The organism is Brevundimonas sp. NPDC092305 (genome assembly GCF_044755415.1).
Classification (GTDB): domain Bacteria; phylum Pseudomonadota; class Alphaproteobacteria; order Caulobacterales; family Caulobacteraceae; genus Brevundimonas.
In genome coordinates, this window is record NZ_JBIVQY010000001.1 from 1,276,595 (window position 1) to 1,295,720 (window position 19,126).

The 19,126-nt window shown below is 66.0% G+C and carries 23 protein-coding genes; 13 read left to right on the forward strand and 10 right to left on the reverse strand.

The window, feature by feature from the left end; all coding sequences use genetic code 11:
• Window positions 1–12: 12 nt before the first annotated feature.
• Both ACIQC9_RS06410 and ACIQC9_RS06415 read left to right on the forward strand, forming a co-directional pair.
• Complete coding sequence (locus ACIQC9_RS06410) at window positions 13–504, forward strand: SspB family protein (RefSeq protein ID WP_400613598.1); 492 nt, start codon at window positions 13–15, stop codon at window positions 502–504.
• Window positions 505–552: 48 nt separating this feature from the next.
• Complete coding sequence (locus tag ACIQC9_RS06415) at window positions 553–1,305, forward strand: C13 family peptidase (protein WP_400613602.1); 753 nt, start codon at window positions 553–555, stop codon at window positions 1,303–1,305.
• Here ACIQC9_RS06415 and ACIQC9_RS06420 read toward each other — a convergent pair.
• Both ACIQC9_RS06420 and ACIQC9_RS06425 read right to left on the reverse strand, forming a co-directional pair.
• A complete protein-coding gene (locus ACIQC9_RS06420; protein WP_400613604.1) occupies window positions 1,302–1,655 on the reverse strand; it encodes a RusA family crossover junction endodeoxyribonuclease in 354 nt (117 codons plus the stop codon). The genes ACIQC9_RS06415 and ACIQC9_RS06420 overlap by 4 nt on opposite strands.
• The gene (locus ACIQC9_RS06425; RefSeq protein WP_400613606.1) at window positions 1,652–2,269 is read right to left on the reverse strand and encodes a peptidylprolyl isomerase; all 618 of its coding nucleotides are present in this window, start codon (window positions 2,267–2,269) and stop codon (window positions 1,652–1,654) included. Before ACIQC9_RS06425 ends, ACIQC9_RS06420 begins: the two co-directional genes overlap by 4 nt.
• Window positions 2,270–2,353: 84 nt before the next feature.
• Between ACIQC9_RS06425 and fumC the strand changes: the two genes are divergently transcribed.
• The 3 genes from fumC to ACIQC9_RS06440 are packed head-to-tail and all read left to right on the forward strand — an operon-like array spanning window position 2,354 to window position 5,614.
• Entirely contained in the window at window positions 2,354–3,742 is a 1,389-nt protein-coding gene (gene fumC, locus ACIQC9_RS06430; protein WP_400613608.1) for a class II fumarate hydratase, read from the forward strand.
• A 2-nt stretch (window positions 3,743–3,744) separates the two neighbouring features.
• Window positions 3,745–4,485 carry an AAA family ATPase gene (locus ACIQC9_RS06435; RefSeq protein ID WP_400613610.1) on the forward strand — a complete coding sequence of 247 codons (741 nt, stop codon included), beginning with the start codon at window positions 3,745–3,747 and terminating at the stop codon, window positions 4,483–4,485.
• 49 nt (window positions 4,486–4,534) lie between these two features.
• Window positions 4,535–5,614: an alpha/beta hydrolase gene (locus tag ACIQC9_RS06440; RefSeq protein ID WP_400613612.1), complete on the forward strand. Its 1,080-nt coding sequence runs from the start codon at window positions 4,535–4,537 to the stop codon at window positions 5,612–5,614.
• 54 nt (window positions 5,615–5,668) lie between these two features.
• On the opposite strand, the gene ACIQC9_RS06445 is transcribed toward ACIQC9_RS06440, so the two are convergent.
• Window positions 5,669–5,902, reverse strand: coding sequence for a DUF2171 domain-containing protein (locus ACIQC9_RS06445; RefSeq protein WP_400613615.1), 234 nt, complete (start codon window positions 5,900–5,902; stop codon window positions 5,669–5,671).
• Window positions 5,903–5,976: 74 nt separating this feature from the next.
• Here ACIQC9_RS06445 and ACIQC9_RS06450 point away from each other — a divergent pair, with 74 nt between their 5' ends.
• Window positions 5,977–6,156: a DUF4169 family protein gene (locus tag ACIQC9_RS06450; RefSeq protein ID WP_400613617.1), complete on the forward strand. Its 180-nt coding sequence runs from the start codon at window positions 5,977–5,979 to the stop codon at window positions 6,154–6,156.
• Here ACIQC9_RS06450 and ACIQC9_RS06455 read toward each other — a convergent pair.
• Complete coding sequence (locus ACIQC9_RS06455) at window positions 6,153–7,085, reverse strand: DMT family transporter (protein WP_400613619.1); 933 nt, start codon at window positions 7,083–7,085, stop codon at window positions 6,153–6,155. The genes ACIQC9_RS06450 and ACIQC9_RS06455 overlap by 4 nt on opposite strands.
• A 147-nt stretch (window positions 7,086–7,232) precedes the next feature.
• Between ACIQC9_RS06455 and ACIQC9_RS06460 the strand changes: the two genes are divergently transcribed.
• The 3 genes from ACIQC9_RS06460 to ACIQC9_RS06470 are packed head-to-tail and all read left to right on the forward strand — an operon-like array spanning window position 7,233 to window position 8,659.
• On the forward strand, window positions 7,233–7,661 hold the full coding sequence (locus ACIQC9_RS06460) for a YbaY family lipoprotein (protein WP_400613621.1): 429 nt from the start codon (window positions 7,233–7,235) through the stop codon (window positions 7,659–7,661).
• Complete coding sequence (locus tag ACIQC9_RS06465) at window positions 7,658–7,900, forward strand: ribbon-helix-helix domain-containing protein (RefSeq protein ID WP_400613623.1); 243 nt, start codon at window positions 7,658–7,660, stop codon at window positions 7,898–7,900. The genes ACIQC9_RS06460 and ACIQC9_RS06465 overlap by 4 nt, the downstream gene beginning before the upstream one ends.
• Window positions 7,901–7,942: 42 nt before the next feature.
• On the forward strand, window positions 7,943–8,659 hold the full coding sequence (locus ACIQC9_RS06470; RefSeq protein WP_400613625.1) for an SIMPL domain-containing protein: 717 nt from the start codon (window positions 7,943–7,945) through the stop codon (window positions 8,657–8,659).
• Here ACIQC9_RS06470 and ACIQC9_RS06475 read toward each other — a convergent pair whose 3' ends face one another.
• Window positions 8,660–8,980 carry a hypothetical protein gene (locus tag ACIQC9_RS06475; protein ID WP_400613626.1) on the reverse strand — a complete coding sequence of 107 codons (321 nt, stop codon included), beginning with the start codon at window positions 8,978–8,980 and terminating at the stop codon, window positions 8,660–8,662.
• A gap of 3 nt (window positions 8,981–8,983) precedes the next feature.
• The gene (locus ACIQC9_RS06480) at window positions 8,984–9,181 is read right to left on the reverse strand and encodes a hypothetical protein (RefSeq protein WP_400613628.1); all 198 of its coding nucleotides are present in this window, start codon (window positions 9,179–9,181) and stop codon (window positions 8,984–8,986) included.
• Window positions 9,182–9,296: 115 nt separating this feature from the next.
• Here ACIQC9_RS06480 and ACIQC9_RS06485 point away from each other — a divergent pair, with 115 nt between their 5' ends.
• From ACIQC9_RS06485 to ACIQC9_RS06500, 4 genes are read left to right on the forward strand one after another with little or no spacing between them, the layout of a single operon-like run.
• A complete protein-coding gene (locus ACIQC9_RS06485; RefSeq protein WP_400613630.1) occupies window positions 9,297–11,615 on the forward strand; it encodes an ATP-dependent helicase in 2,319 nt (772 codons plus the stop codon).
• 58 nt (window positions 11,616–11,673) lie between these two features.
• Entirely contained in the window at window positions 11,674–13,020 is a 1,347-nt protein-coding gene (locus ACIQC9_RS06490; RefSeq protein ID WP_400613632.1) for an O-antigen ligase family protein, read from the forward strand.
• Window positions 12,986–15,100, forward strand: coding sequence for a DNA topoisomerase IV subunit B (locus ACIQC9_RS06495; protein ID WP_400613635.1), 2,115 nt, complete (start codon window positions 12,986–12,988; stop codon window positions 15,098–15,100). Before ACIQC9_RS06490 ends, ACIQC9_RS06495 begins: the two co-directional genes overlap by 35 nt.
• A 32-nt stretch (window positions 15,101–15,132) precedes the next feature.
• Window positions 15,133–15,954 (forward strand): hypothetical protein, encoded by an 822-nt coding sequence (locus tag ACIQC9_RS06500; RefSeq protein ID WP_400613637.1) that lies wholly within the window; start codon window positions 15,133–15,135, stop codon window positions 15,952–15,954.
• 18 nt (window positions 15,955–15,972) lie between these two features.
• Here the strand turns inward: ACIQC9_RS06500 and ACIQC9_RS06505 are convergent, their stop codons facing one another.
• The 4 genes from ACIQC9_RS06505 to ACIQC9_RS06520 all read right to left on the reverse strand — a co-directional run bounded on the left by ACIQC9_RS06505 (window position 15,973) and on the right by ACIQC9_RS06520 (window position 19,001).
• The gene (locus tag ACIQC9_RS06505) at window positions 15,973–16,485 is read right to left on the reverse strand and encodes a SixA phosphatase family protein (protein ID WP_400613640.1); all 513 of its coding nucleotides are present in this window, start codon (window positions 16,483–16,485) and stop codon (window positions 15,973–15,975) included.
• A gap of 53 nt (window positions 16,486–16,538) precedes the next feature.
• Window positions 16,539–17,789: a glycosyltransferase gene (locus ACIQC9_RS06510; RefSeq protein WP_400615406.1), complete on the reverse strand. Its 1,251-nt coding sequence runs from the start codon at window positions 17,787–17,789 to the stop codon at window positions 16,539–16,541.
• A 133-nt stretch (window positions 17,790–17,922) separates the two neighbouring features.
• Window positions 17,923–18,078: a hypothetical protein gene (locus ACIQC9_RS06515; protein ID WP_400613642.1), complete on the reverse strand. Its 156-nt coding sequence runs from the start codon at window positions 18,076–18,078 to the stop codon at window positions 17,923–17,925.
• A gap of 32 nt (window positions 18,079–18,110) precedes the next feature.
• A complete protein-coding gene (locus ACIQC9_RS06520) occupies window positions 18,111–19,001 on the reverse strand; it encodes an SPFH domain-containing protein (RefSeq protein ID WP_400613644.1) in 891 nt (296 codons plus the stop codon).
• Window positions 19,002–19,126: the final 125 nt, after the last annotated feature.

The following is a 19,126-nucleotide window of genomic DNA, read 5'->3' on the forward strand; positions in this document are numbered from 1 at the left end:
AGCAGGACGCCCATGGCCGAAGAGACGCCCCCCGTCGACGAGATGAACTACGAGCAGCTGGCGCAGGACGCCCTGCGCGGCGTGGTCCGGTCGGCGCTGGATCGTGCGGCCTTGCCCGACGGCATTCCCGGCGCGCACCATTTCTACATCACCTTCAAGACCCGGGCTCCCGGCGTCAGCGTCCCCCCGGATATCCTCGCCAAATATCCGGACGAAATGACGGTTGTGCTGCAGCACCAGTACTGGGACCTGAAGGTCGAGGCCGCGCGCTTCTCGGTCATGCTCAAGTTCGGCGGCATGCCCAAGGTCCTCGCCCTGCCCTATACGGCGGTGACGCGCTTCTACGATCCGTCGGTGCAATTCCTGCTGCAGTTCGAACCGCCGGCGACAGTTGATGAGATCGCGGCGGAGATCGCCGCGACCGAACCCGCCGAGGCGCCGCCTCCGCCGTCAGGCGATGAAGGCCCGAAGGTCGTTTCGCTGGATCAATTCCGCAAGAAGTGACCCCTTCCCAGCTCCGCTGCACAGGCTAACATTCCCGGTAGGTCGATCATGGGGATGAAGATGGGTCGGGGCCTGTTCGTTCTTCTGATGATGCTCGCGATGGGCGCGCCGGCGTGCGCCCAGACCCGTCGCTTCGACGGCTGGACCACCGCCGTGATCGCGGCCGACTGGCGTGGGGGCGGGCAGCCGATACAGGCTTTCGACAACGCGCGGCGTGATGTGACGGCGGGCCTCCTCGCCGCAGGATTTCCGCGGGCGGGGATGGTGGATTATTCCCTGAGGCCGGACGTTCCCGATCCGACAAGCGCAATGGACGCGCTTCAAGGCGTGACGGCGGCGGCGCAGGCCAACCAGAACGGATGTCTTCTGTACTTCACGTCCCACGGGTCCCCGGAAGGAATTGTGTTCGGTCCTGACGCCACGATAAGCCCGCTGGACATGTCACAACTGGTCCGGCGCTGGTGTGGAGCCCGCCCGACGGTTGTCGTTATATCCGCATGTTTCTCCGGGACCTTCATGGGGGCGTTGCAGGCGCCGAACCGGATGATCCTGACGGCGGCGCGACGCGACCGGACGTCGTTCGGCTGTGGCGCGAACGAGACCTATCCGTGGTTCGACGGGTGCGTGATCGAGAGCCTGCCGGTGTCTTCGGACTTCCTCGATCTGGCGGCGAAAACAAAGGCGTGCGTTACCCGGCGGGAGACCGAGGCGGACATCGAACTGCCTTCGGAGCCGCAGCTGTTCGTGGGTTCGGAGATGCAGCTGCGCCTGCCGACACTGCGGTTCGACCGAATGGGCTAGCGTCTCGGGAACACCCGGATCGTAATCCGCTCGCGTTCGCCCTCGCGCCGTTCGACCAGCAATCGCGCGACCTGCGCGTCGTCATGAAACAGATAGCCCTTGATGGCGTCGAGCAGGGCCTTGGCGAGGTTGTCGAGGTCCATCCACGGTGGGTCGCCGATGTGCTCCATCACGATCTCGACGACATAGTCGCCGTACGACGGGCGCGAGGTCCACTCCTTGCGCATGAACTCATAGACCAGCGGCTTGTAGTATTTGGCCTGGGTGGTCAGGCCCTCGATCGTGATCTCGACCACATCACCGGTCTCGCGGGCGCGGACCTTGCCCGTGCCGGTCCAGCCCTGCGTCACTGAGCCGGCTCGAAGGCGGTGCAGATGGCCGGTACGGGGCCGAGCCTTTCGATGTCGGCGATAGCGACCGGCAAGGTCAGTTGTTCAGCGACGGCGGCCTGACGCTGAATTCTACGGGCGACGTCCAGCCCTTGGGTGATGCGGCCAAAGGCGGCGAAGCCTTCGCCGTCCGGATTACGACCGCCGCCGAAGTCGAGGCTGGGCGTATCCTGCGTGACCAGAAAGAAGCTGGAGGTGGCGGTGTCCGGTCCGTCGCGGGCCATCGATATGGTCCCCGCAAGGTGTTTCAGGCCAGTGTCCCGTGTGCGTTCAAGCGGGATCGAGCCGAATCCGGGGTCGTCGCTGCCCGCCGTCGTCTCCGCCTGGATGACGTCGATCGGATTGGGGTTGTCATTGGTCTCGCGCACCACGGTGCGGAAGAACCGCGCATTCCGGTATCGGCCGGCATCGATGTACTTGAGGAAGTTGCAGGTGGTTGTCGGCGCGTTGTCGACATCGAGCGCCAGGGTGATGTCCCCTTCGGCCGAGTGGATGACGACGAGCACCGGGGGAAGGTCCGCAGGTTGGGACGCGGCTGAAAGGCTGGCGACCGCGGCCAGCGCTGCGAAGATCATGGCGGGCTCCTGTTCTTGCACACCGGTTCTCAGGTGCTACACCGCCGCGCACCCTCCCGCCACGCCTGACGAGCCAGTTCCGCCATGACCAACCGCACCGAAACCGACACCTTCGGCCCCATCGAGGTCGCCTCTGACCGCTACTGGGGCGCGCAGGCGCAGCGGAGCCTCGGAAACTTCAGGATCGGCTGGGAAAAGCAGCCCCTGCCGATCGTGCGGGCGCTGGGCATCGTCAAGCGTGCCGCGGCAGAGACCAATATGGCGCTGGGCAAGCTGGACCCGGCGCTGGGCAAGGCCATCGTCGATGCCGCCAACGAAGTCATCGAAGGCAGGCTGAACGATCACTTCCCGCTGGTGGTCTGGCAGACGGGCTCGGGCACCCAGTCGAACATGAACGCCAACGAAGTGATTTCGAACCGGGCGATCGAGATGCTGGGCGGCCAGATGGGAACCAAGGCGCCGGTCCACCCGAACGACCACGTCAACATGAGCCAGTCGTCGAACGACACCTATCCGACGGCCATGCACGTCGCCTGCGCCGAGCAGGTGGTGAACGACCTGCTGCCGGCGTTGAAGCACCTGCACGCGGCGCTCAAAGCCAAGTCGGACGCCTGGGCTCCCATCATCAAGATCGGCCGAACGCATACGCAGGACGCCACGCCGCTGACGCTCGGGCAAGAGTTCGGCGGCTATGCGCAGCAGGTGGCCAACGGCATCGAGCGGATCGAGCAGACCCTGCCGAAACTGATGGAGCTGGCGCAGGGCGGCACCGCCGTCGGCACCGGCCTGAACGCCCCGGTCGGGTTCGCCGAGAAGGTTGCCGAACAGATCGCTGGCATCACCGGCCTGCCCTTCACCACCGCGCCAAACAAGTTCGAGGCGCTGGCCGCCCACGACGCCATGGTCTTCAGCCACGGTGCGATCAACACGGTCGCCGCCAGCCTGTTCAAGATCGCCAACGACATCCGCTTCCTCGGCTCCGGCCCGCGCTCGGGTCTTGGCGAACTGGCCCTGCCGGAAAACGAACCGGGCAGCTCGATCATGCCGGGCAAGGTCAATCCGACCCAGTGCGAGGCTCTGACGCAGGTCTGCGTTCAGGTGTTCGGCAACCACGCGGCCGTGACCTTCGCCGGCTCGCAGGGGCATTTCGAGCTGAACGTCTTCAACCCGGTGATGGCCTACAACTTCCTGCAGTCCGTCCGCCTGATGGCCGACGCCGCCATCAGCTTCACCGACAACTGTGTCGTCGGCATCGAGCCGCGCGAGGACAACATCAAACGCGGTCTCGAGAACTCGCTGATGCTTGTCACCGCCCTGAACGGCCGGCTGGGCTATGACGCCTGCGCCAAGATCGCGAAGACGGCGCACAAGAACGGGACCACGCTGCGTGATGAGGCGGTCGGGGGCGGCTATCTGACGAACGAGGAGTTCGATCAGTACGTGCGGCCGGAAAACATGATCTCGCCGGGCTGAGGATGGCTGCGCTCGACAAGCCCTATTGGCTGGAGGCGCGGTTCGAGCGGCGCGAGGGGTGGGATGACGGAGTTTATCCGTTCAACCTGCCGGTGCTGCGGTCACTGGACACGCTGGCTTTCCATCCGCGCGTGACCTTCCTTGTCGGGGAAAACGGGTCAGGGAAGTCGACGCTGATCGAGGCCCTCGGCGTGGCGTGGGGGTTCAACGCCGAGGGCGGGTCGAGGGATCATCATTACTCGACACGTGGGTCGCACTCCGAGCTACACCGGTTTGTGCGCCCCATCCGGCCGGCCAGAAAGGCGGCTGACGGCTATTTCCTGAGGGCTGAAAGCTTCTTCACCACCGCCAGCTATCTGGAAGACCCCGAAGTTCGCGGTGCGCGCTACGGCGACCGCAAGCTGCACGAGCAATCGCATGGGGAAAGCTTCTTCGCCTTGTTCGACAACCGGTTTGTCGGTGACGGCCTGTACATTCTCGACGAGCCCGAAGCCGCCCTGTCCCCATCGCGTCAACTCTCTTTTCTGGCGCGCCTGCATGAGCTGGTGATGAAGCAATCGCAGTTCATCATCGCCACTCACTCGCCGATCCTCCTCGGCTACCCGGACGCGTGGATTTATCAGGCCTCGCCGCACGGTCTGGAGCGGATCGCCTGGGAAGACACCGAGCACTATCAGGTGACCCGGGGGTTCCTGAACCGGCCGCACACATATCTGGATGTCCTGATGTCCGACGAAGAGTGAAACCGTCACCGTTTCGCGCTAAGGTCGAGCCTCATCGAGGGAGGGCGGCATGGCGAACGTGCGTGTGTTCTTCGCGACCAACCGGAACCATCAGCCGCAGAACAAGAAAGAAGTCTTTGGAAAGGGCTTCAATCCGGACGGCGTCGCGGCGCTGAGGTTCGGTTATGCGGACTTCAGGCCTGACCCGAAGTCGCCGTCGCTGGAGACGCTGCACGTCTACCCCGACATTCTGGACGAGCCGGACATCCGCAAGACCGGCGGCGGGCAGTTCATGGAGGACCTGCGGCAGGCGATGGCCAAGGGGCCACGGTGCGACACCCTGGTGTTCATCCATGGCTTCAACGTCAGCTTCACCGGCGCGCTGCAGGCCGGCGCGCTCTTGGCCCAGAGCGTGACGGTCGGCGACCACCCGCTGAACATCGTGGTGTTCAGCTGGCCGTCGGACGGCTCGGCAGTGCCGTGGATGTCCTATTACAGCGACCGGGAGGATGCGCGGGTCTCAGGGCCGGCGATCGCGCGTGCCTTCCTGAAGTTCCGCGACTTTGTGCTGGCGCTGAACGCCGAGGACTACTGCCAACGGCGGGTGCACCTGCTGGCGCACAGCATGGGCAACTATGTGCTGCGCAACGCCCTTCAATCGCTGCTGCATAAGGACAGCAGCAGCCTGACGCGCCTGTTCGACCAGATCCTGATGGCCGCGCCGGACGAGGACGACGACTGTTTCGAGCATGACGACAAGCTGCGCCTGCTGCCGCGCATCGGGCGACAGGTGACCGTCTATTTCAATCCGAACGACAAGGGTCTGACCATCTCGGACAAGACCAAGGCCAATCCCGACCGGCTGGGGTCGGACGGGCCGCGACTGGTGGATCTGTTGCCGAAGAAGGTCGAGCTGGTGGACTGTCGGGTGGTGGCGGGCGACGCCGATCCCTTCGTCGAGCACAGCTACTATATCCGCAGCCAGGCGCTGGCGGACGACATGTCGGCGGTGATGGAGGATCGGCTGCTGGAGGAGATCCCCAACCGCAAATGGATAGAGCGGTCGCGGGCGTGGCGGCTGGGTCAGGAGACGGGGATCAAGTCGGCGCAACCGCCTCGGCCCGTCGCGCCGGATAACCCGGACGCCTGATATGCGAAGGGCCCCGCCGGTGATGGCGAGGCCCTTGCAAAGGTGCGGTTCGGACTAGTGCTTTTCGGTCCAGCGCGCTTTGGCGTCGTCCTTGGTCACGTTCAGGTGCACATGCTCGTCCACGTGATCGACCCAGCTGACCGGGATCAGGTGGTGCTTGAAGCCGCCGGCGAGATCCAGCTTGGCCAGTTCAATCTGGTCGCCCAGCACATGGTCGACGCGGCCGACGTGTTCGCCGTCCGAGCCGACGACTTCGAGGTGTTCCTTGATGAGCGAGACGTCTACCATCGTGTTTCTCCTGTCAGGTGGCGTTGGACAATCAACGTGCCGAGGCGACAGGGGTTTCGTCGGAGGCCGGTGAAATGGGCGAGATCGTCAACCTGAATCGCGCGCGCAAGGCGCGTGACAAGGCCGCCGCCAAAACGGACGCCGCCAACAATCGGGCAGCGCACGGCCGGACCAAGGTAGAGAAGACCCATGCCGAGGCGGAAAAGGCCCGGCTGGACGCCCTGCTGGACGGAGCGAAGCGCGAGGACGATTAGGTCTTTGGCGCCCGGATCAGCAGAGCCTGTCCTGACAGCACCAGCAGCAGGCCGACCAAGGCGGTCCAGCCGAAGCGGGCGTCCTCGAAGATGACCGACACCAGCATGGCTATGGGCGGGGTCAGGGCCGAGATGTAGCTGGCCATGGCGTAACCGATAGTGCGGGCGATGGTGAAGTAGAGCCCGAATGCGATCACCGATCCGAAGATCGACAGATAGAGCAGCGAGCCCAGATAGGTCGGGGTCGGGTCGAAGCTGAAGTGCACACCGGTCACCAAACCGTAGATCGCCAGCAGGCCCGTGCCATAGGCCATGGCCCACGCGGTCGAGGGGATCGCTGCCGAACCTTCGCGCTGGCCTCGCCATGCGAACAGGTTGCCGAAGGCGGACGCGGTCGTGGCGATCAGAGCGAAGGCGACGCCGAGCGCGGCCTTGTTGTCGAAGCCGGCCTTCAGGATTTCGCCGCCGGTCAGCACGGAAACGCCGATAACGCCGAGGATCGCCCCGCCCCACGAGGCCGCCGCCGCCTTCTGGCGCACGATCAGCCGGAACAGGATCAGATTGATTAGCGTCAGGGCGGCGAAGGTCACCGCTACGATGGCCGAGGCGACGTGGCCCTCGGCGGCGTAGGTGAAGGTATAGCTGACCGAGAAGGCGAAAGCCCCCTGCCCCAACGCGGCCAGATGCTGGGCGGGGGTCAGGCGCAAGTTCTGGCGCGTCACGAGACAGACGATGAACAGCACGATCGCGGCGAGGCCGAAGCGCCAGACGATCGAGGCGATCGTGTCGACCGTGCCGAGCTGAAGCGTAATCGCGTACCAGGTCGTGCCCCAGATCATCGCGCAGATGACGACGCCGACGATCCCCAGCAGGGTCGTCCGCGACATCCGCGGGCGGGCGACGGGGCTGGTTTCGGTCGGATTGGTCATGGGCTTGGGATGGACCGCGTCGTCGCGCGGGACAAGCCGGGTTTTCGGCCGTGCGCCATAAGTCGGGCTTGTAGCCGCCAGTGCGCTGGCGGCAGCGTGGCCGCGACGCCGGCTTCTGCTAGACTGGCGCCAGCACTGGAGACGGCCATGCGGATTTCCCCGATCGTCCTGCCCCTCGGCCTGACCCTTGCGGCCTGCGCGCCGGTCGAGCCTGCCGCGCCCGTCGAGGCGGGGCATGGCATGGCCGTTGTGAAAGTCACAGCAACCTATCGGGAACGGATCCTGCTGACGCCCGGACACGTGTTCAAGGTGCGGATCGAGGACGTCAGCCGCGCCGATGCGCCGGCGGAGGTGCTGGCCGAGCATACGGAGACGCTGGACGGCAGAGGCCCGCCCTACGAGGCGACGCTGGGCTTTCCGCGCTCGCAGGTCGATCCGCGCCATACCTATGCAGCCCGGGCCGAGATACGGGACGCCGAGGGCGGCCTGCGCTTCGTCACCGACACCCGCTATGTGGTCCTGACCCAAGGCGCCCGGAACGAGGTGGATATCGTCATGGTGTCCGCGCGTCCGTGAGCGGTCTGGTCAAACGTTCCGTCTCCCTGTCCGGCCACGCGACCTCTGTCGCGCTGGAACCTGAGTTCTGGACGGTGCTGGACACGATCGGGGCGGAGGCGGCGCTGTCGCACGCCGGTCTGATGAAGCGGATAGACGAGACCCGGGGACGTACCCCGCTGGCCAGCGCCTGTCGCCTTCTGGCCCTTTCGTGGGCGGGCGGGGATCGCAGTTTTCTTCGACAGGTTCCGTCAGATTGACAGCCACCATATCGAGCGCATTGTCGGCGCCGGAGGCTCGATATGGACAAGGACAGACTGATCCCGGCGGCGGTGTCCGGCGGGCTTCTGGCGATCGGATTGATCGGCGGCGGCGCGCTTATCGGACAGGGCGTCGTCAATGCGCGCGTGGGCGATCGGTCAGTGACGGTTCGGGGTCTGGCTGAACGCAATGTCGAGGCCGATCTGGCGTTGCTGCCGCTGCGCTTCACCGCGTCCGGAGACGTGCTGGCCGATGTACAAGCGCGGATCGACGGCGACCTCGGCATCGTGCGACAGTTCCTGACCGCACAAGGCTATCCGGCGGAAGCGGTTGCGCTAGGCCGGCTGGAAGTCGCTGACACTCAATCCCGCGAATACAGCAATCAGAACGGCGGTCCGCGCTTCATCCTCGCCCAGACGGTGATCGTGCGGACCACGGATGTGGCGCGGGTGCAGCGAACGACGCGCGCGCTCAACGATCTGGTCCGGCAGGGCGTGGTGCTGCAGGACTTCTCCGGTCCGACCTATGTCTTCACAAAGCTGAACGAGGTGCGGCCCGAGATGATCGCGCAGGCCACGGCGTCCGCACGATCGGGCGCCGAGCAGTTCGCCAAGGATTCCGGCGCGCCGCTGGGGCCGATCCGTCAGGCGACACAGGGGTCGTTCGAGATTCTGGCGCGTGACGAGATCGGCGACGAAGCCCAGAGCCCGGACAAGAAGGTCCGGGTCGTGACCACGATCAGCTACCGGCTGCGGTAATCAGTTCGCCGGCGCGGGAGCCGGCTGGGGAACCGACGGCGGCTCGACGTTCGGCATATCCGGCAGCTTGGGCTCCGGCAGATCGGGCAGCTTCGGCTGGGGCACGTCGATATTGACGTCGACATTGGTCTCGCGCGCGTCAGGCGCAGCGCCGCCGTTGTTCCAGACCACGAAGGCGATGATCGCCACCACGACCAGCAGGCCGCCGATCATGAAGGCCAGAAAACCGCCACCCCCGCTCTTTTGCGGGGCCGGGTTGTTGATCGTCGTATGGTGCACGACCTCGGGCCGCTCGGGCGGCGGTACGTTCGGATCGGTCATGGATCAGCCCTCCTTGCCCGGCACGGCTGGAGCGGAGACCTCGGGCAGGTTGACGTCGACGTTCACGTCCTTGGTCTCTGGCGACATGCCTCCGCGCGCGAAGACGAAGTAGGCGATCACCGCCACGACCACGACGATGCCGCCGACGATGAAAGCGAGGCCGGCGTTGCCGCCGCCGCTGCTGCTGGTGTTCTCGGCCATGTTGACGTTCCTCCTGAAGGCCCCCGTCGGGCGACCAAACGGTAGCGTGGCCGTTAGGGTTCCGCACGGCGCGGCTGACAACGGCGGCCGGTCTCCTTATGTTCTCCCGAATCCGATGACTGATCCCTCGCCTCCCCGCATCTCCGACCTCGCCCGGGCCCGGCCGCCCGCTCCGACGCATGACTATCTGTCAGGCCTGAACCCCGAGCAGCGTGAGGCGGTCGAGACCGTCGAAGGACCCGTGCTGGTGCTTGCGGGGGCCGGCACCGGCAAGACGCGGGTGCTGACGACCCGGCTGGCGCATATCCTCGCAACCGGGCGGGCGCGACCGTGGGAGCTGCTGGCGGTCACCTTCACCAACAAGGCAGCGCGCGAGATGCGCGAGCGGATCACCCATCTGATCGGGCCGTCGGCCGAGGGGCTGCGCTGGCTGGGCACCTTCCACTCGGTGGCGGCGCAGATCCTGCGGCGGCATGCGGAGCTGGTGGGGTTGAAGTCGACCTTTACCATCCTCGATACGGACGATCAGGAGCGGGTGTGCAAACAACTGCTCGAAGCCGCCAATCTGGACACCAAACGGTGGACGCCGCGGTCGCTGAGCGGGCTGATCGACCACTGGAAGAACCGGGGCTGGACGCCGGAGAAGCTGCCGCCGTCGGAGGATTTCGCCAACGGCAAGGGGCACGGGCTCTACGCGGCCTATCAGGCGCGGCTGGTCAGCTTGAACGCGTGCGATTTCGGCGACCTGCTTCTGCACAACCTGACCATTCTGTCGCAGCATGCCGATATTGCTGAGGAATATCGGCGGCGGTTCCGCTACATTCTGGTCGACGAGTATCAGGACACCAACGTCGCCCAGTACCTGTGGCTACGGCTGCTGACCTCGTCGACCGGCAACGTCTGCTGCGTAGGCGACGATGACCAGTCGATCTATGGCTGGCGCGGCGCGGAGGTGGACAACATCCTGCGGTTCGAGCGGGATTTTCCGGGCGCGAAAGTGATCCGGCTGGAGCGGAACTACCGCTCGACCCAGCATATTCTGGGCGCGGCCTCGGGCCTGATCAGCGCCAACAAGGGGCGGCTGGGCAAGACGCTGTGGACCGAGGACTCAACCGGCGACAAGGTGCGCGTGCGCGGGGTCTGGGACGGCGAAGCCGAAGCGCGCCTGATCGCCGACGAGATCGAGACGGCGCGGCGGACCGGCGTAGCCTACAAGGACATGGCGGTGCTGGTGCGGGCCTCGTTCCAGATGCGGGCGTTCGAGGAGCGCTTCGTCATGCTGGCCATCCCCTACACGGTGATTGGCGGCCCGCGCTTCTTCGAACGGGCCGAAATCCGGGATGCCCACGCTTATCTGCGGCTGATCCTCTCCGAGGACGACGATCTGGCCTTCGAGCGGATCGTCAATGTGCCCAAGCGCGGCATCGGCGACACCAGCGTGCAGAAGATCCTGCACATCGCGCGGGTGAACGGGGTGTCGGCCATGGCGGCGGTGCGCGAGTTGATCACCTCGGACGAGCTTCAGGCCCGGACGCGGACGGCGCTGAGCCTGTTCGTGCGCGACATCGACCGCTGGCGCGATCAGGGCCAGACGATGAAGCACTGGGAGCTGACGGAGGCCGTGCTCGAGGAAAGCGGCTACACCGACATGCAGAAGGCCGACCGCGCATCCGGCCCGGCGCGACTGGATAACCTCAAGGAACTGACCCAGTCGATGCAGCAGTTCGATAGCCTGACGGCCTATCTGGAACACGTCTCGCTGGTCATGGATCTGGACCGGGGCGAGAGCGCGGACTCGGTGCAGGTCATGACCCTGCATGGGGCCAAGGGGCTGGAGTTCCCGTTGGTCTTCCTGCCGGGCTGGGAGGAAGGCGTCTTCCCGTCCCAGCGCAGCATCGACGAGAAGGGCGAGAAGGGTCTCGAGGAAGAGCGCCGGCTCGCGTACGTCGGCGTGACGCGGGCCAAGTTGGATGCGCGGATTTCGTTCGCGGCCAACCGGCTGGTCTATGGCCGCTGGACCTCCCAGTTGCCCAGCCGATTTGTGGACGAACTGCCGTTCGATCACGTCGAGGCGCAGTCCGACACGGGATACTATGGCGCCACGCCGGGGATGAAGGACGCCAAAAGCCGCTGGGACGAAATGCCGACCTTCGGCTCGGGCTATTCGTCACCGGGCTGGAAGCGGGCGCAGTCGTTCACCGCCGGTCAGGCGCCCAGCGCGCGGCCTGCGCGCCATACGCTGATCGAGGGCGACGGCCGGCTGGTTGCTACGGCCGACCCGAAGGCCTCGGGCGCCTGGACTCGCGGCGAGCGCGTGTTTCACCAGAAGTTCGGCTACGGCGCGATCACCGCGATCGAGGGCAACAAGCTGGTGGTTGCATTCGAGAAGGCCGGCGAGAAGAAGGTGATCGATACGTTCGTGGAGAAGGCGTGAGCCTGCTGCCGACACCATCTCCAACCCTTCGTTAACGCCGACCCGCGACCCTGTGAGCGTGCGCGAATCCCGTTCGATAGCCCTCGTGGGCGAGCCTGCTCCCACATGGTGGGAGTATGCGATCTGCATCGTGCTGGTCGGGATGCTGACCGGGGCGCTGATCGGGCCGGTGTTCGCGCCCACGCAGGAAGAGACCCCGGTGCTGCGGCTGGTGTGGCTGCCAGCCTATGCGGCGATCCTCGGACTGGCGCTGTACAGGATCGACAGGGTCTGGCGGGCGTGGCCGGGGGCGATCGCGCTGGCGATGCTGGTGGGCCTGACGTTCGCATCGAAATACTGGTCGATCGACTATGAGGTCACGAGCCGACGGGTAATCGCACTGGCGCTGTCGGGGGTGTTCGCCCTGTATCTGGGCGCGGCGTTCCGCGGGCCGCATCTGCCGCGAATGCTGATGTTCGGGGCGCTGGTCATGTCGGTCGGCAGTCTGGTGATGGTCTTCGCCTTCCCCTCGATCGGCGTGCACCAGTTCGACAACGCCGGCCTGTGGCGGGGTCTCTGGTACGAGAAGAACCAGATGGGCGCCGTGATGGTGATCGGCGCGACGGCGTCGGCGGCGTCCTTCCTGACGTCGGAGAAATACCGTCTGGTGTCACTCGCGGCGCTGGGGCTGTCGAGCATGCTGGTGCTGGCGACCCAGTCGAAGACGTCGCTGCTGTGCCTGATGGTCGGGCTGTCGATGATCGGCGGGTTCTGGACGCTGAGGAAGGGCGGGCCGGCCTTCTCGGTGGCGGCGATCTGGGCGGCGGTTGTGCTGGCGGGGTCGGGCGTCTGGCTGTGGGAAACGCATTCGGTCGCTATCCTTGAAGCACTGGGCAAGGACCCTTCGCTGACCGGGCGGACGGAGATCTGGTCGGCCCTGATGGGCAAGGTCGCCGAGCGGCCGTGGACCGGCTATGGCTACGGCGCCTTCTGGGGTCGGGAGTCGGTGCCGGCGGCCTGGGTGCGGATGGAGACCCACTGGCCGGTGCCCAGCGCGCACAACGGCTGGATCGACCTGCTGGTTCAGCTGGGTTGGCCCGGCGCCTTCATGGTCGGAACAATGATGGCGATCACAACGCTGGTGACCGTGCTGAGGTGCGGTGTGGCGGGCGAGCGCGAGGGCTGGTGGTCCATGGGCTTCCTCGCCGCCTTCTTCGTGCTGAGCCTGTCGGAATCGATACTTCTGACCCACCAGAGCCTGCCGTGGGTGCTGTTCATGGCGGTGATGACGCGGGCGATGCTGCCATCATCCACAGCCGAGGCGGTCCCGCTTGCGACAAGGGCGCGGCGGGCCTACCAGACCGGTCCCCGAATCGCAGCACAGTATCGACATGGGTCCCAACGCCGCGCCTTCCCTGTTCGATGACATTCCCGAGCCGCAAGGCTCGGCGCCGACGCCTGCGACTGAGCCTGCGCTGACGCCACAGGCCGTCGCACCGAAGGTAGAGCCCGCGCCCGCGCCCGCGCCCGCGCCGAAGCCGGCTGACGCGCCCTCCCCCGCCCCGCTGGCGGCGGCAAGCGGCTACTCCGCCTCGTCGATCGAGGTGCTGGAAGGGCTGGAGCCCGTCCGCAAACGTCCCGGCATGTACATCGGCGGCACCGACGAGCGGGCGCTGCACCACCTGTTCGCCGAAGTCCTCGATAACGCCATGGACGAGGCGGTGGCGCGGCACGCGAAGACCATCAAGGTTGAACTCGACGCCGACGGCTTCCTGTCGGTGTTCGATGACGGTCGGGGCATCCCGGTTGATCCTCACCCCAAGCATCCCGGCAAGTCGGCGCTGGAAGTCGTGATGACCGTGCTGCACTCGGGCGGTAAGTTCTCGGGCAAGGCCTATGAGACCTCTGGAGGCCTGCACGGGGTCGGCGTGTCGGTCGTCAACGCCCTGTCGGATCATCTGGACGTCACCGTGTGGCGCGACGGGTTCGAGTGGAAGCAGTCTTTCTCAAAGGGCCATGTGCTGGGTCCGATCCAGCAGGTGCAGCCGTCGAAAAAGCACGGCACCCTGATCCGCTTCCATCCGGACGAGGAAATCTTCGGCGTCGGCGCGGCGTTCAAGCCGGCGCGGCTGTTCCGCATGGCGCGGTCGAAGGCCTATCTGTTCCGCGGCGTCGAGATCAAATGGACCTGCGCGGCGGAGCGGATCACCGACGCCACGCCCGAAAGCGCCACCCTGCACTTCCCCGGCGGTCTGGCCGACGCACTGAAGGACCGGATCGGCGAACTGGAGACGGTCACCCCGACCTTCGCCGGGCGCGTCGAACGCAAGGGCGAGGCCGGCGCGGTCGAATGGGCCGTGACCTGGTCGCCGATCGGATTCGGCGACGCCGACGGCTTTGTCAGCTCCTATTGCAACACCGTCTCGACGCCGGACGGCGGCACGCATGAGAGCGGTTTCCGGGCGGCGCTGGTCAAGGGGCTGAAAGCCTATGGCGAGCTGATCAAGGAGAAGCGCGCCGACCTGATCACGGCCGAGGACGTCATCGCCAATGCCGGCGCCCTGATCAGCGTCTTTATCCGCAACCCCGAGTTCCAGGGCCAGACCAAGGACCGCCTGTCGTCGCCGGAGGGCGCGAGGCTGGTCGAGCAGCTGATGCGCGACCCGCTGGATCACTGGCTGACCGAAAGCCCGAAGCAGGCGAACACCCTACTGGGCTTCGTCATCGAGCGGGCCGAGGATCGGCTGAAGCGGCGCAAGGACAAGGAAGTCCAGCGCGCCGCCGCCACGCGCAAACTGCGCCTGCCGGGCAAGCTGTCCGACTGTTCGCGCCAGTCGGCCGAGGGGACAGAGCTGTTCATCGTCGAGGGCGACTCGGCCGGCGGCTCTGCCAAGCAGGCGCGGGACCGGACGACGCAGGCCATCCTGCCGCTGCGTGGCAAGATCCTGAACGTCGCGTCGGCCACGGCGGACAAGCTGCGCGCCAACGTGGAACTGTCCGATCTGGCGCTGGCGCTGGGCGTCCAGCCGGGCGCGCGCTTCAACATCGACGACCTGCGCTACGAGCGGATCGTCATCATGACCGACGCCGACGTGGACGGGGCGCACATCGCGGCGCTGCTGATCACCTTTTTCTATCGCTCGATGCCCGAGACGATCCGTCAGGGCCGCCTGTTCATGGCCTTGCCCCCGCTCTACCGCATCCAGTCCGGCGCCCTGTCCGAATACGCCCGCGACGACGCCCACCGCGATGAACTTTTGGCCACGACCTTCAAAGGGAAGAAGACCGAGATCGGCCGGTTCAAGGGCTTGGGCGAGATGATGGCCTCCCAGCTGAAGGAGACCACCATGGATCCGAAGAAGCGGACCCTCGCCAAGATCGACCTGCCGTCGGACGAGGCCGAGATCGAGGATCTGGTCGAGCGGCTGATGGGCAAGAAGGCCGAGGAGCGCTACCGCTTCATCCAGGACAATGCGCGTTTCGCGGTGGCCGATCTGGACGTGTGACGTTACGCTGTTCGGGCAACCGGGAGCTGTTCATGCGCTTCGCGCCTCTTTTCATCGCCGCGTCTCTGGTGATCTCCACGCCCTGCATGGCGCAGGCAGGGCGGTCTGCGGGAGGCAGAGAAGCCGCGCCGACGCCTGTTCCGATTGAAGAATGGCCTGTGGCCAAGGTCTCGGCTGTCGGTGAAAGGATATATGATTTCGACACCGCCGCATGGCTTGCGACCGATGCGCTTCGGGCGGCGATCAGCGAAGATGAACTGAGGACCGTCCGGGGCTGGCTGGTCATGCCCGAAGGCGACGGGCACGTCGTCCATTTCTACCGGCAGGGCGATCCTGATCCCATTCCCGGCTGGAAGGTTTTCGTTCAAGGCCGCCTGCCGCCAACGGTCACGCCCGCGGCCGAGACGGCGCTGACGCCGCAGGAGCTCGCTCAGGCGCGCGCCGTCGTAACAGCGTCGGCAAACATCGGACGGCTCAGATGCTCGCGTCACATGAACTCGGTCATCATGCGCGACCCCGATGGCGACGACTGGCTGGTCTGGCTTCTGACACCGACACCGGACGACGGTCGCCTGCCCATGGGCGGCCACTACCGGTTCCGCATCAGCGCCGATGGCGGCTCGGTGATCCGCCGCGATCAGTTAAGCAACACCTGCCTCTTCCTTGATCGCCCACCAAGAAATCAGAGAGACGCGATGCTGATGACCAGCCAGATCGTGTCGAGGGGCCCGGTGGAGACACAGGTTTTCCTGTCGATCCAGAACCAGGTGACGATCGTCGTCATGGCAGGCGATAAATACTTTTCGATCGGCGGCGCCCGAGTGAGCGACATCACCGATCTGGTCAACAAGTAGCCGACCCGACCGCCGGCGTTACTCGCAAGTCGACGGCAGGCCGTAGCGGCTGTTGATGGTCACCGGCGAGCCGTCGCCCAGAACCACGACGGTCAGACGGTCGTACTCGCAATCCGCCATGTCGGCCGATTGAGCGCCGAGGCCGCGCACGATCAGGGGAATGGTGTTGCTGTGGCCGACGACCAGAACGGTCGAGTCGGCGGGCTGGGCGCGGACGCGTTCGACCACGGCGGCGACGTGGGCTGCGGCGCCGCCGTCGAAGCCGATCTCGGTCGGGGTGATGTGGTTGGCTGACGCCGTGGGCGCAGCGGTCATGCGTGTGCGCTGCAATGGCGTCACGATGACCAAGTCCATGCTGGCGTCGGGCAGGTCGGCGGCCAGCGCGCGGGCGCGGTCTTCACCGGCGGCGGAAAGGACCGGATCGCTGCTCTGATCCGCCTTCTCGGCATGGCGGACCAGAATGACAGTCTGGGCCGCGGCGGAGGTGGCGGACAGCACGGACAGGGTGGCGGCGAGCAGCAGGCGTTTCATGGCGATCCCCTCTTTTTGTCGAGATTGACGGGGCGTCCCGGGCCTGTCGAGCGTCAGTGTTCGGCCCAGTCTCCCGCCGGCTCTACAAAGGCTCGCTGGCCGCTGACGTCGGCGTAGGTCATGCACAGGTCCTCGAACACGCGGTTCCAGGCGAAACGGCTCACGGCGCGCTCGCGGGCGGCGGCGCCGAGGGCCTCGATATCACGGGCGAAGAGAGCCTCTACCGCGGCGGCGTAGGCGGCGGGTTCGGCGACCTCGGCGAGCTGGCCGACGGTGGAATCGACCGTTTCTTTGACGCCGCCGGAGTTGACCCCAACGACGGGGCGGCCGCAGGCCATGGCCTCCAGCACGATCAGGCCGAAGGGCTCCTTGTCATTGGCGTGCACGAAGGCGTCGCAGCTGGCGATGATCTTGGAGACGGCCTTCGGGTTCGGCTCGTAGGGCAGCGAGATCACGCGGTCCTCGGCCGGCAGCCCCTGCCCTGCCCCGATCAGGATCAGATGATAGGGATCGCCCAGCTTCTGGACCGCCTCGATCAGCACATCGATGTTCTTTTCGCGCGCCGGGCGGCCGGCGAAGACCAGCAAGCGCGCCGAGGCCGGCAGGTTCAACTTCTTGAGCAGCCAGTCGCGGTCGCGGCGATCGGGTCGGAAGGTGTCCACCTCGACGCCCAGCGGCTGAATGACGATGTCCTTGATGCCGGCCTCTTCCAGACGACGGGCGATATAGCGGCTGGGAGAGACGACGCGGTCGAACTGGCCGAACAGGCGGGCCCAGCGCTTCTCGACCGGCTTCTTGGCCCATTCGCCGAAGTGCAGCGCCGCGAGGCCCGCGGGGTCGGAGTGACAAAAGCCGACGACCGGACATCCCGCCCGCTGACCAGCCTCCAGCGCGCCCTGCCCCGGCGTATAGGGATCGCCAGCCTCGATCAGCGACGGATTCAGCGAAGCGACCCAGGCGGCCCAGCGACGCACCGAGGTTGGCCAGCGATAGCCGTCGCCGAACGGCAGCTTCGTCGCGTGAAGCTGGACGATGCCGTCCTCGCCGGCCCTGTGATGGGCGCCGGGAACGACCAGCGAATGGGCGACGCCCGGTCGGTTGGTTTCGAGCCACGCCTTCTTGGAAAGCAGATAGCGCTTCACCCCGCCCGACTTGGGCGCGAACAGCATGGTGGTGTCGACGAAGCGCGGGCGTCCGTCCTCGGCGGCCTGTTTGGTGGCGCGCAGGGTTTCGGAGACCTCCTCGTCCCAGCCGGGAATAAGGCGGAGCTCGCCCTCCTGAACTTCCAGTCCCGCCAGGTTCATGAGTTCCCGCTCCGTGGCGCTGATGCCGGTAGGCCCAACGCGTCGAACGCGCTTCTGGATGCGACGGGCCTTACGGACCTTGGACATATGCGACTTGACCATCAGCGCGCCCTACGCCGCGTCGCGGCCAAGCTCAAGCGTCGTCCGATTCCGGAGCATCATCCGTGGCGGTCAGTCCCCGTCTGGCGAGGGCCTCACGCAGCAGGACCTCGACCTGGGCGTTGACCGAACGCAGCTCGGCGGCGGCCAATTTCTCGACCGCCGCCATGACGCCCGGTGAGGCGCGCATCAGAAAGGGTTTCCGGGGCTTGCCGGCCATGATCAGCCGTACAGGGTGCCGGTGTTCACGACGGGCTGGGCCTCGCGATCGGCGCAGAGCACGACCAGCAGGTTGGAGACCATGGCCGCCTTGCGATCCTCGTCCAGATCGACGACGCCGCGCTCGTTCAGGTCAGCCAGCGCATTCTCAACCATGCCGACAGCGCCCTTCACGATCAGGCGGCGGGCGGAAAGAACAGCCTCGGCCTGCTGGCGCTTCAACATCGCGCCGGCGATCTCCGGGGCGTAGGCGAGGTGCGCCAGACGGGCCTCGTCGACCGCGACCCCCGCGACCTTGACGCGGCCGACCAGCTCATCGCGAAGGCGACCCGCCACGTCCTCGGCGTCGGCGCGCAGGGTCATCTCCGGAACATCCGATTCGTCGCCGTGGTCGTAGGCGTAATGGGACGCGATGTCGCGCAGGGCCGTGTCCACCTGGATGTTCACGAAAGCCTGATAGTCATCGACGTCGAACAGGGCCTGGGCCGAATCCTCCACGCGCCAGACGACATTGGCGGCGATCTCGATCGGGCTGCCGCGCTTGTCGTTCACCTTCAGCTTGTCGCTGGTCAGGTTCCGGACGCGCAGGCTGATCTTCTTGCGGCTGTACCAAGGCAGGACCCAGCGCAGGCCGGTTTTTCGATCGGTGCCCTTGTATTCACCGAACAGCAGGATCGCCGTGCCCTCGTTCGGCTGGAGAGCGTAAAGGCCGCACAGCAGGAACAGGCCGACCACGGCCAGAAGAATTCCCGAGACGACCATCACGATATTATCCGGGTCTTGCGCGATCGAGACCGGGCCCACGATCATGAGAGCAAGGCCGATCAGCAGCATCAGGATGCCATTGGCCGTATTGGCCGGGCGTTCGGTGGATAGCGAATGGGTCGTAGTCATCAATCCCTCCAGGTCGATATGAATGTGATATCACTTTGATTTCTATCCTGGCAATAGCCCCGCTTGCGCGAAGCGACGCCTGACGGCTAAGTCGCCTTGCATTCGCCTCAAATTCGAGAAACTTG